This window comes from Phycisphaerae bacterium (assembly GCA_024102815.1).
Classification (GTDB): Bacteria; Planctomycetota; Phycisphaerae; order UBA1845; family UBA1845; genus JAGFJJ01.
This window is the reverse complement of record JAGFJJ010000047.1, coordinates 35192-45589: the sequence shown is the minus strand read 5'-3', so window position 1 is coordinate 45589 and position 10398 is coordinate 35192. Positions and strand designations below refer to the sequence as shown.

Annotated in this window: 7 protein-coding genes; 4 read left to right on the top strand and 3 right to left on the bottom strand. The window is 60.5% G+C overall.

From position 1 onward, the window contains the following. Window positions 1–468 precede the first annotated feature (468 nt). The 4 genes from J5J06_11100 (at window position 469) to cadA (ending at window position 4992) form a co-directional block, all read left to right on the top strand. Window positions 469–1161: a hypothetical protein gene (locus J5J06_11100; GenBank protein ID MCO6437626.1), complete on the top strand. Its 693-nt coding sequence runs from the start codon at window positions 469–471 to the stop codon at window positions 1159–1161. Between the two features lie 307 nt (window positions 1162–1468). Next, window positions 1469–2368: a YHS domain-containing protein gene (locus J5J06_11095; GenBank protein ID MCO6437625.1), complete on the top strand. Its 900-nt coding sequence runs from the start codon at window positions 1469–1471 to the stop codon at window positions 2366–2368. A gap of 105 nt (window positions 2369–2473) precedes the next feature. Next, window positions 2474–2863, top strand: coding sequence for a DUF302 domain-containing protein (locus tag J5J06_11090; GenBank protein MCO6437624.1), 390 nt, complete (start codon window positions 2474–2476; stop codon window positions 2861–2863). A gap of 170 nt (window positions 2864–3033) precedes the next feature. After that, the gene (cadA, locus tag J5J06_11085) at window positions 3034–4992 is read left to right on the top strand and encodes a cadmium-translocating P-type ATPase (GenBank protein ID MCO6437623.1); all 1959 of its coding nucleotides are present in this window, start codon (window positions 3034–3036) and stop codon (window positions 4990–4992) included. 466 nt (window positions 4993–5458) lie between these two features. Here the strand turns inward: cadA and J5J06_11080 are convergent, their stop codons facing one another. Genes J5J06_11080 through J5J06_11070 form a run of 3 tightly spaced genes read right to left on the bottom strand, consistent with a single transcriptional unit; the run spans window position 5459 to window position 10346 of the window. Beyond that, window positions 5459–8110: an MMPL family transporter gene (locus J5J06_11080; protein MCO6437622.1), complete on the bottom strand. Its 2652-nt coding sequence runs from the start codon at window positions 8108–8110 to the stop codon at window positions 5459–5461. Beyond that, window positions 8107–8859: a hypothetical protein gene (locus tag J5J06_11075; protein MCO6437621.1), complete on the bottom strand. Its 753-nt coding sequence runs from the start codon at window positions 8857–8859 to the stop codon at window positions 8107–8109. Before J5J06_11075 ends, J5J06_11080 begins: the two co-directional genes overlap by 4 nt. Continuing rightward, the gene (locus tag J5J06_11070; GenBank protein ID MCO6437620.1) at window positions 8856–10346 is read right to left on the bottom strand and encodes an acyl--CoA ligase; all 1491 of its coding nucleotides are present in this window, start codon (window positions 10344–10346) and stop codon (window positions 8856–8858) included. Before J5J06_11070 ends, J5J06_11075 begins: the two co-directional genes overlap by 4 nt. Window positions 10347–10398 lie beyond the last annotated feature (52 nt).

The following is a 10398-nucleotide window of genomic DNA, read 5'->3' as shown; positions in this document are numbered from 1 at the left end:
CAGTTGCGCCCGGTCCAGGTACACATCCCGCCATTGTTGCCGTTGTAATAATCACGAGCGTCAGCGTGATGATTCGCGCCTGCATGCATAATCTCCTGTAGATGGCCCGGGCAACAAATACGCTTCTAGGCTTCGATGCGTCCTGGGTCAAGAATCTTCCCCTCAAGCACGAAGTCTCGGAGGCCGGGGTATGGGCTTCCGAGGGCATGATCGTCCCAGCGATAACGCAACGCATCTCAGGAGGTTAGCCACGACCGGGCGTCGCCGCGCGTGTTGAGGGTCATCGAGTGGCGGCGCATGGTGTCAGGAATTAGCGTCGACAGGGGAAGCTCCAGCGAGCTTCTCGCATCCAACGCATATTGAACAATGGAGCGGGTTCTGGCGAGGCACGCGACGACTTTCTCGCTCGGGCATTCCGGGAACGCGGATGGGAAATACAGGCGATTACAAATGCTGGAGGACTTGGCGATGAAGATTATCAGTTTGGGTACAATGTTCGTTTTGACCACGATATGGGTCGGAGAGCCGATGGCGATGGCCCAGCACGAGGGGGATGACCGCGGAATGCACTTGCAAGCGGAGACTCACAGCCGGGGCATGGCTGGCACACAAGACGCCCAATCGAGCCTGCCACTCTGCCCCGTGATGGGCGATCCGGTTGACTTCAATATCAAGACCATGACCGATGAGGGCCCCGTGTATTTCTGCTGTCCGATGTGCATCAAGAAGTTCAACGAGAATCCTGAGAAATATGCAGAGAAGGTCGCAAGGCAGCGCAAGCAGCTTCACGAGCGCGAGCGCATCCAGGTTACATGCCCGGTCAGCGGCGAACCCGTCGACAAGAATGTTCTCATCAGTCGGGGCGACGAAAAGATCTACTTCTGCTGCGCGGGCTGCAAGCCGAAGTATGAGGCGGACCCGAAGAAGTACGCGGCGAAGCTCGAAGCAAGCTACACGTACCAGACGCATTGTCCGGTGATGGGGGGTAAGATCGATCCCACTGCCTTCACTGATCTGCCCACTGGAGAGCGTATCTATTTCTGCTGCTCCGGTTGCGACAAGAAGTTCCTGGCCGACCCTGCAAAATATGCGCAGAACCTCGAAAAACAGGGCATTCACCTCAATATGGAAAAGCTCATGAATGCACTGAAGAATGAATAGGTCGCCTCGCGTCGGTCGAGGTGGGCTTCGCATGAGGCTGTCTGGTTCGAGCCAGGCTGGCCTGAAGCCGCAGTTAGCAGCCGTTCAAGCCGGCGTAAGCCAGTTACCTTAGCACTCGCGACGTCGTGTCTTTCGCGCGGCTATCTCTTGGGAGGCTTCGATGGCAGGGGACTACGAGCGCCGTGTGTTTCTATTCGTACTCTTGGTGTGTGCGGCTGCAGCAAACGCGACCGGGCAGGAGCAAGGGGGGTCGAAATCTCCTGCGCCTGCAGTGGTCCAAGCGCCGGTCAACCAGTTCTGCCCCGTAATGATGGACGAGAAGGTCGATCCGAGCATAACAACAACCTACCGGGGGCAGACCATTGCGTTCTGCTGCGAACGTTGCTTGCAGAAATTCAACGCGAATCCGGAGCGTTATGCGGCGCGGTTGGCGGTTTTCGCTCAGAATGACAACGGTCGGCAGTCAAGCTCGGATCCCGGGAGTTACCGGCGTGAGGACGCCTCGCCGGCTCGGGATCATGAGGAGGAACGAGTTGATGCGAATGCAGAATCCGCATCGTCGACGGGTACACCCGCTTCTGATGGAGCTGAGCACGAAGAGAACAACAGCCGCGTGGACGAAGGCGCGCATGAGACGCATGCGCATGGAGAGCGCGCCGTACAGGGTGCGCCTGGCGCCCGAACAGAGCAGTCTGACGGTGATGCCGACGAGTCTCAATTGAACGGATTCGATGCGGATCATGAACACGACCACGACGACCGTGCCACGGGTGTGATGGCGGCCTTGGCCTGGCTTGGCAGGTTCCACCCGCCGGCGGTCAACTTTCCAATCGCGATGCTTGTGGGAGCAGCCGTAGCCGAGGGGCTATGGATGGCCACGAAGCGTCAGCTGTTCGTCAGCGCCGGGCGCTTTTGCCTTTGGTTTGGTGGGCTGACGGCGATCTTGGCAGGCACACTCGGCTGGTTTTTCGGCGGTTTCCACCTTGCGGACGAAAGTTGGATCATGACTACCCACCGCTGGCTCGGAACGGGTACCGCTCTCTGGGCCCTGAGCACACTGATTGTCGGCGAGCGGGCGTATCGCGACGCCACAGCCGCAAGACGCAAGGCCTATCGCATAATGCTCTTCGTCGGTGCGGCGGCGGTACTCACCGCGGGCTTTTTCGGCGGCGCGATGATCTACGGCATCAATCACTATGCCTGGTAACGAGGTCCATGCAGGGCACGGTTGTCTGTGCGATTTTCAGTGATCAAGACAATGGAAGCGGCAGAAAGCACACTGCCTCGGTCGGATCCAGAAAGGCGAGAGATCATGCTGTATATTCGAGAATCAGCGCGGTCGGTTCAAGACACAGTTGCACGTCTCCAGCAGTCCGTCGAGGAACACCGCTTCGGTGTGCTCGGTCAGATCGACATGAAGGCGAAGATGGCGGACAAGGGCGTGCCATTTGAGCACGAGTGTGTGATTCTGGAGGTCTGCAACCCGCAACAAGCCAAGCAGCTTCTCGAAAGGGATCTCGCCGTTTCGACGTCACTGCCGTGTCGCATCTCCGTGTACCGGAAGGCCGGAAGCGTGACCGTCGCGACCGTCAAGCCAACGAAGCTGTTGGAGATGTACGATGCGGCCGAAGATCTTAAACCTGTGGCCGAAGACGTTGAACGCACGCTCCTGGCGATCATAAATGCTGCCTGCGAGGCGTGACGGATACTGGGCGAGACGGAGCGCACAGAAACATGACAGGCAATAGAAATTCCTGGGAGCCGCAAGATTGTCATGCCGAGCATGCGGAGCACACCAAAGGTGCCCATAAGAATGGCGGCACGCAAGGCAAGCACCATGGCGGCGGGGAACACCGCTCGCATCACGCCCACATGGTCGCGGACTTCAAGCGGCGATTCTGGATCTCGTTGATCCTAACGCTTCCTGTGTTGCTGCTTTCGCCGATGATCCAGGGTTTCCTGCGAGTTGCGGAATCCTGGGATTTTCCCTTCGACAGCTGGGTCCAGTGGCTTTTCGCTTCAATCATATTCTTCTATGGCGGATGGCCGTTCCTGAAGGGGCTCGTTGAGGAGCTGCGACAGAAGCAGCCCGGCATGATGACGCTGATTGCGCTGGCGATTGCGGTTGCCTACGGCTACAGCAGCGTGGTCGTGTTCGGACTGGCGGGGCGCGTATTCTTCTGGGAGCTGGCGACGCTTATCGACATCATGCTGCTCGGTCACTGGATCGAGATGCGTTCGGTCATGGGCGCGTCGAACGCGCTCCAGAAGCTCGTTGAACTGATGCCGGCCGATGCCCACCGCGTCGAGAACGACGGCAGCACCGAGGATGTATCGGTCGACGAGTTGAGCGCCGGCGACCGCGTGCTGGTCAAGCCCGGCGAGAAGATTCCCATCGACGGCCAGATCGTCGAGGGCCGTACGATGGTCAACGAGGCCATGATCACTGGTGAGAGCAAGCCGGTGGAAAAGGGCGAAGGCGATGACGTCGTTGGCGGCTCGATCAACGGTGACTCCGCGATTACCGTGGAGGTTCAGAAGACCGGCGGTGAGACGTATCTCTCCCAGGTCATCGACATGGTCCGCAGGGCCCAGAAATCGCGGTCGAAGACGCAGAACCTGGCCGACCGGGCCGCCCTCTGGCTCACGATCGTCGCGATTTCGGCGGGTACTGTCACACTCTTGGTATGGTGGCTTGTCATCGGCCGGCAATTTGACTTTTCGCTCGAGCGGACCGTAACGGTGATGGTGATCACCTGCCCGCACGCGCTGGGACTGGCGATCCCCCTGGTCGTAGCCGTCTCGACCGCAATCTCGGCCAAGAACGGCCTGCTGGTCCGAAATCGATCCGCGTTCGAGCGAGCGCGAAACCTCGATGCGATCATCTTTGACAAGACCGGGACGCTTACCGAGGGCCGCTTCGGCGTGAGTGACGTCATCGCGCTGGGCAACAGGAATGAAAACGAAGTGCTGAAGCTCGCGGCCAGCGTGGAGAGCCAATCGGAACATCCGATCGCACAGGGGATCGTCGAGGCAGCGAAGAAACGCGAGGTCAGGTTCGAGGTCCCCAAGGAGTTCAAAGCGATTCCGGGAAAGGGTGCCCAAGCCAGCGTCTCCGGTTCCAACGTCAAGGCCGTCAGCCCCGGCTACCTCCAGGAGAACGGCATCGACGTCGACAACGGGCGCTTACGCGAGCTGTCCGACGAGGGTAAGACCGTTGTCTACGTCCTGGCTGATGGTCAGCCCATCGGTGCAATTGCTCTGGCAGACATTATTCGTGAGGAGTCGCGTGAGGCACTGCGCAACCTCAAGGAGGAAATGGGCGTTCAGATCATGATGCTCACCGGCGATGCGGAGCCGGTTGCCAGGTGGGTTGCGGGTGAACTCGGTCTGGACGACTACTTCGCCGAAGTGCTGCCGGAGCAAAAGTCAGAAAAGGTGAAGGAGGTCCAGAGCCGCGGCCTTACCGTCGCCATGGTCGGTGACGGCGTGAACGACGCTCCCGCGCTGACCCAGGCCGATGTGGGCATTGCGATCGGCGCTGGGACGGACGTGGCGATCGAGTCGGCCGATATCGTGCTCGTCCGCTCAGACCCGCGTGACGTAGCCTCGATTGTACGGCTGGCGAAGAAGACCTACGCCAAGATGGTCCAGAACCTCTGGTGGGCAACGGGCTACAACGCGGTCACGATACCACTTGCGGCCGGTGTTCTTGCGCCGATCGGCATCATTCTGCCGCCGGCAGTCGGGGCGGTCGTCATGTCGTTGTCCACGGTCATCGTTGCGATCAATGCGCGTCTTCTGCGGTTGCCAAACCGGGGAATTGCGTAGCCTCATCGCCGTCACCTCGCAACCCGACCTTGCGGCAGAGCGGAGTTCCGCGGTGCGGATCACGCCTTTATTCTGGAATTTCGTGCGCGAGTTCTGACCACTCCGGCGCGATTGGAAGTGAGCCGGCCGCGGGCGGCGGAGGAAGGGAGGCCTCGACGAGTTGCGTGCCCGATGTCACTTGTCGATCGGACGAGATCGCGGAGTCGATGGTCATATTAGCACAGCATTCGGGTCGTGGGATTCATCGCGGCGTCATGGTATCCGTGGCCATTGCGGTAACTCCAGCAGAGCCAGCGAAGGGGAAGTCAAACACGGCTAAGCTCGAGCCTTGGTCGATCGCGGGAAACAATGGCGCGTACTGACGCGCAGAAGCGCAGAATGTCGTGGCGAAGAGCACCGCACCAGCACAGAGCTCATCCAGAAGAACTACGAAAGCTGGATTCAGAACTCCATAATTGACATTTCTTCATTCGCTAATGAGATCGTTGCTATTCGCAAGTCTGCCCGTGCGCTGCGTTGCAGAATCCCCGTGGACTGTCAGCAGCGGCGCCAACACGCCGACGGCGCCAAGAACGGCAATCGTCACCCCCAGGGCCATCATCGTGCCCAGCGATCTAATGGCCGGCGTGCTCGTGAACACAAGCGTGCCGAAGGTGAGAACGGTTGTCAGGCTCGTCATGATCACTGCTCGGCACCCGGACGCGAGGTTTCGCACACTTGCCGAGTGTAACTCGCGTTGTCGACGCGAATGCCGGGCGATGGAAACGAGAAAGATGCCATCATCGACGCCGGTCCCGACGAGCAACGGCAGCGCAATCAGGTTGACCATGTTGAGCTTTATGCCCTCGAGTCTCATGCATGCCAGCATGAAGCTCATGCCGACGGCCACCGGCAAGAGGGTTAAGAGCATCGCAGTGACGCTGCGAAAATATACGAGCAGCCAGGCGATCACCGCCGCTGCTGCCATGGTGAGTAAAGCAAACAGGTCGTGGCGAATGGCGCGCTCGGCGTTATGTCCGAGGACGGTAATGCCGGTCAGCTCAGCACCGACAAGATCCGCAGTGGCTCGGCGAATCTCGGAGATGGCGATGTCGCGCCTGGAGCGTTCCGCCAGTGGGGCATCAGTCAAGAGTACGGCGATGGACTCCCAGCGCGCAGGACTTTCTCCTTGCACCGTGGCTGTCGGCAGAACCGTGTCGGCCAGCGCCGGCACTTGCAGCAGGTCCTCTATTTGGGGAACGCGTTTGGGCCGGAGCAGATTTCGCAGGAACGCCCGGTATCCGTCGAAAGCCGGCCCATTGAGATCAGTTGCGGCCAGCGCCGCATCGAAGTCCGCGACGATCCGCTCGACATTAACCTGCTGGAGCGCGGCGTGCCGTGCCGCTACGGTTTCTGGATCAGGCAGCAGCGACGCCAACCCATAGACGCCGGTGATACCCGCGCTCCGTACACTCGGTTGTCCGACCCGATGACTGATGTCGTGCGCCATCTCAACGAGCGATTCGGCCGAAGGTGCCGTAAAGTAGATGGTGAATGTGTCCTCGGAGTATCCAAAAAGCTCGCCGAGGCGCGCCTGCGTCTCGATCGGCTCGTTGGGCTGCGGATGCATGGTCGACAGATCGTCCTCGAAGAATGAATCGCTCCGGTCCGCGAAGGCGGCCACCGCCAGTGAGATGACGACGAGGAGTCCGGCCGCCCCCAGGAGGCACGACTTGGCATTGGTGGACACATCCAGCCATCTGCTTACGAGCGGGCCCCGCGATGTCGGTTTGGCGCGCCAGTTGGTCTTCGCGCCCAGTGCCAGGGTGATCAGTGCCGGCAGCAGGAGCATGGTCGCGATGACCGCACCGGTCAATCCGAGCATGCCTAACCAGCCAAATTCACGGAGGGCACGCACGCCAGACTGGCTGAATGCGAAGAAGGCAATTGCGGTTGTACCATAGGCGACAACGATGGCAGGGACCATATGTCGAAGCGCCCCTCGGATCGCCTGCTCGTGCGATGCTTCGCCTGCACGAAAGCCTCGATACATTGAGAGGATGTGGATGCAGTAGTCGATACCCAACCCGGCCAGGATGGCACCGATAACCGCCGTGAGCGGTGACGCCGTCATGCCAAGCGCTGTGAACACGGCAAAGCCTACGGCGATGCCAGCTGCGACAGGAGCCAGGGCCAGCGGCAACATCCACAGGTTACGATAAACCACCGTGAACAGGGTCATCAGGAATACGACTGACAGCAGGATGCTACGTTTCATGTCGGAGCGAATGGCGCGGCTTGATCGGGCCGCGATGGCATAGGCACCCGTGCAAGCAAGGTCGAGCCGGTCTTCATTCGCGTGCTGCGCAGCGTCATACACGGCGTCAGTAAAGGAGCCCGCGAAATCGAGATCGGACGGGGGACGAGCACCGCGCAGGCGGATCATCAGATGACGTCGATCCGCGCTGAAATAGCCGTCGTCGGCGGCGATCGACCGGGATCCTGGCTGAATGAATGCCGGGAGTGCGCTGAACAGGAAATCCCGGAGGCCGAGGGGATCTTCCGCAAGCGATCGAATTAGTGCGCCCCCGGCTCCGGGCACGGCCAACATTTGCTCGAGCTTGTCGAGCTGCTCGCGCATCGATTGCGGCCGCAATCGTTGCAGCAATGCGTGGAACTCGTCGTCACGGAGGTAGTAGACGCCTGCCGGGATGATGGCGCGCTCGACGTAAGTGCGGGCGGCCTGAGGCGGCTTGTATTCCACCTCCCGGCACATCTGCGAGAGCCGATCCGAAGTTGCTACCGCAGCCTTCAACCTCGAGGCGAATTCGAGAAGTCGAACGTCGCCGGCCGCCGGGACGCCGGTCTGGGGTGATGGGGTATCTTCGGGCAGGGAAACGAGAAGGATGAGTTGCTCAGCACCGTCGAAAGCTCCGGCAATGCGCGTCAGCGCGCGGGCGGCGGGGTCGCGGTCACCCACCATGATGTCCAGCGCGGCGCTCGTTTTCAGCCTTGTTGCAAGGGATATGGCGGTGGTGACGACGACGGTCGCCACGATGAGGACAATCCAGGGTCTGCGGGTTGCCAACCGGCAAAGCAATTCGATCGGCAACCGGGAGGGCGGGCACTTGACGCTCATGGCAACTTCTTTGCCCTCCGAGACGGCACAAATGCACCGTCGGGATGCTCCACGTTGACCTCCACGCTATCGAATCGGATCTCAAAGCTTCCGCGCGCTCCGTGGCCGGTGATCCTTCCGGGCCATGCGATGCCGTCAACAAGGCGGTAGTCGTAGAATGCCAGGGACATCTCCGCCTGATTCCGGTCGTCGAGATAGTCGCAGCGCTGTTCGGTGAGCGTGGCGCCGTCGACGGCGCATTGGACGAGCGCATTTGCATCGGGCAGTTGGCTGATCAGCGCATACGTATCGGGCGTCAATCCGCGGCGGGCTCGCCAAGCGCCCTGCTGCATGAACCCGGGAAGAAACCGCAAAGCGCCGAGGATTTGCTTCCGGGTTAGTTCGGATTCGTCGGGCCCGTGTCGCTCGCCTCCACTGCTGAAGAGGTACGCGCCGTCTTCGTTCAGTGTGAGATCAAATACAGTCCGCGAAAGCTTCCAAGTCCGTAATCGCAATCTGCCAGGCGGCTCTGCAATAACCAGGCCGGTCAACTGCACATCGCCGTCGCCTGACGCCAGCAGGACTCTGCATCGTGCAGAGAAAGACGCTATCTGAGAAGACCGCGCTTCCATTGCCATCAGGACTTCGGCGGGGTTGTCGAAGGCGTAGCGGGGGAGCGAAGACTGGCATCCGGCGCAGGAGACGGCTGTGACGACCGCCCAGAGATAGCGCTCGTAGTGGGTGCGGGTTGATCTGGCACGCGTTTTCACGATTCCGCTCCTGATACGACTTGCCGACGCATGATTTTTCCGGAAGGTGTGCGCGGCAGCGTGTCCACGATTTCGATGATCCGTGGGACTTTGTGAGGGCTGAGCCGGCTTCGCAAGAACGATCGGATCGATTCGATCTTGGGCGGATCCCGGCGGTCCAGCGGAAGAATGAGGGCGCGTACACGGGAGATTGTCTCGCTCACGGGGACGGCGACGACCACACATGCGGCGACGCCCCTGCATTCCGAGAGTACATGCTCGATCTCAAGTGGATTTACCTTGAGCGAACCGACGTTGATCATGAGGTTCGTCCGGCCCGTGATTGTTAGCGCACCCTTCTGGTCGATTTTGCCCAGATCGCCGGTAAGGAAAAACCCGTTGCGAAAGGGAGGCTGCGATTCTCCCACGTAGCTGCAAAGCATAGAGGGAGCATTGATTGCCAGCTCGCCTTCGGAGTTTGGCGGCAGCGGCGATTCCACGGCCTGGCTCGTTGTGTCGACGATGCGAAGTGTAACACCCCGCATTGGTATCCCTACGCTTGTGGGGTCATGTCCCGGTTTATGTGGATCATTGAAGGTGACTGAGCCGACTTCCGAGGATCCGTAGAGTTGCCCGACCCGAATTCCGAGGTTGCGCCGGCATGCGTCGAAAACACTCGATGGCAGGGGCGCCCCCGCCGAGTACGCGCAGCGCAGTCTCGGAAAAGCGATCGAACCGTCGCATCGCGCGGCAAGCAACTCGAACAGCGAAGGTACTGCCGGGAAAACGGTGATGGGAACGGCGCGGAGCTGATCAATGGCGACATGGGGGTCAAACCCCTGGCACAGATGAACCGTGGCCGCCGCCAAAAGAGGAGCGAAGAGACAGTGTTCAACTCCGTAGGAATGACAAATTGGCACCATACCCAGGATGTGGTCACCGCGACGAATTCCGACCGCAATTGCGGTATTTTCCGCAACAGAAAGGAGGGAGGGCCCGGTGCGCCAGACGATCTTGGGATCGCTCACGGTTCCGCTGCTGAGCAGCATCAGGCCGCTGTGCTCGTCAGGTGGAGGGGCGGCTGCGTTCGGCCCGGGGCCAGCCAAGTCGTTCTCGGTGGCGGGCGTTTCGCATTGTATGCGTTTCAAGCCACTGGCTTGCAGTGCCGCGAATGAGGAATCCGTACCCACGATGATTCGCGCACCGGATACCTGCGCCGATCGCCGGAGCTCGTCCGGCGAGATGGTTGGGCTTACCGGAAACGCAATGGCTTCGGCTTGGAGCGCTGCAAGGATCGCGACTGCGCACTCAATGCGGTTAGGCAGACAGACCAGGACGACGTCGCCGGGTTGCGCCTGGGCCTGAATTCGGGCGGCGGCGTGCTGGACGGCGGAAAAGAGCGCCGCGTAGGGGATGGTTCGCCCGCCTTCGCCAACTTCGCGGAACGCGATGGTATCTCCAAAGTTGCGGGCGTGATCGTACAAGCAGTGAAGGAGCGTCGTCGGCATAAGTGTAGGTTTCGTCCGCAGTTCGTTCCCCTGCCGGCCAAGGCGGATTCGT

Bases quoted from the DNA above. Each gene is read 5' to 3' on its own strand.
- J5J06_11080 (MCO6437622.1), bottom strand. From the start codon at position 8,110: ATGAGCGTCAAGTGCCCGCCCTCCCGGTTGCCGATCGAATTGCTTTGC.
- J5J06_11090 (MCO6437624.1), top strand. From the start codon at position 2,474: ATGCTGTATATTCGAGAATCAGCGCGGTCGGTTCAAGACACAGTTGCA.
- J5J06_11095 (MCO6437625.1), top strand. From the start codon at position 1,469: ATGATGGACGAGAAGGTCGATCCGAGCATAACAACAACCTACCGGGGG.
- J5J06_11100 (MCO6437626.1), top strand. From the start codon at position 469: ATGAAGATTATCAGTTTGGGTACAATGTTCGTTTTGACCACGATATGG.
- cadA (MCO6437623.1), top strand. From the start codon at position 3,034: ATGGTCGCGGACTTCAAGCGGCGATTCTGGATCTCGTTGATCCTAACG.
- J5J06_11070 (MCO6437620.1), bottom strand. From the start codon at position 10,346: ATGCCGACGACGCTCCTTCACTGCTTGTACGATCACGCCCGCAACTTT.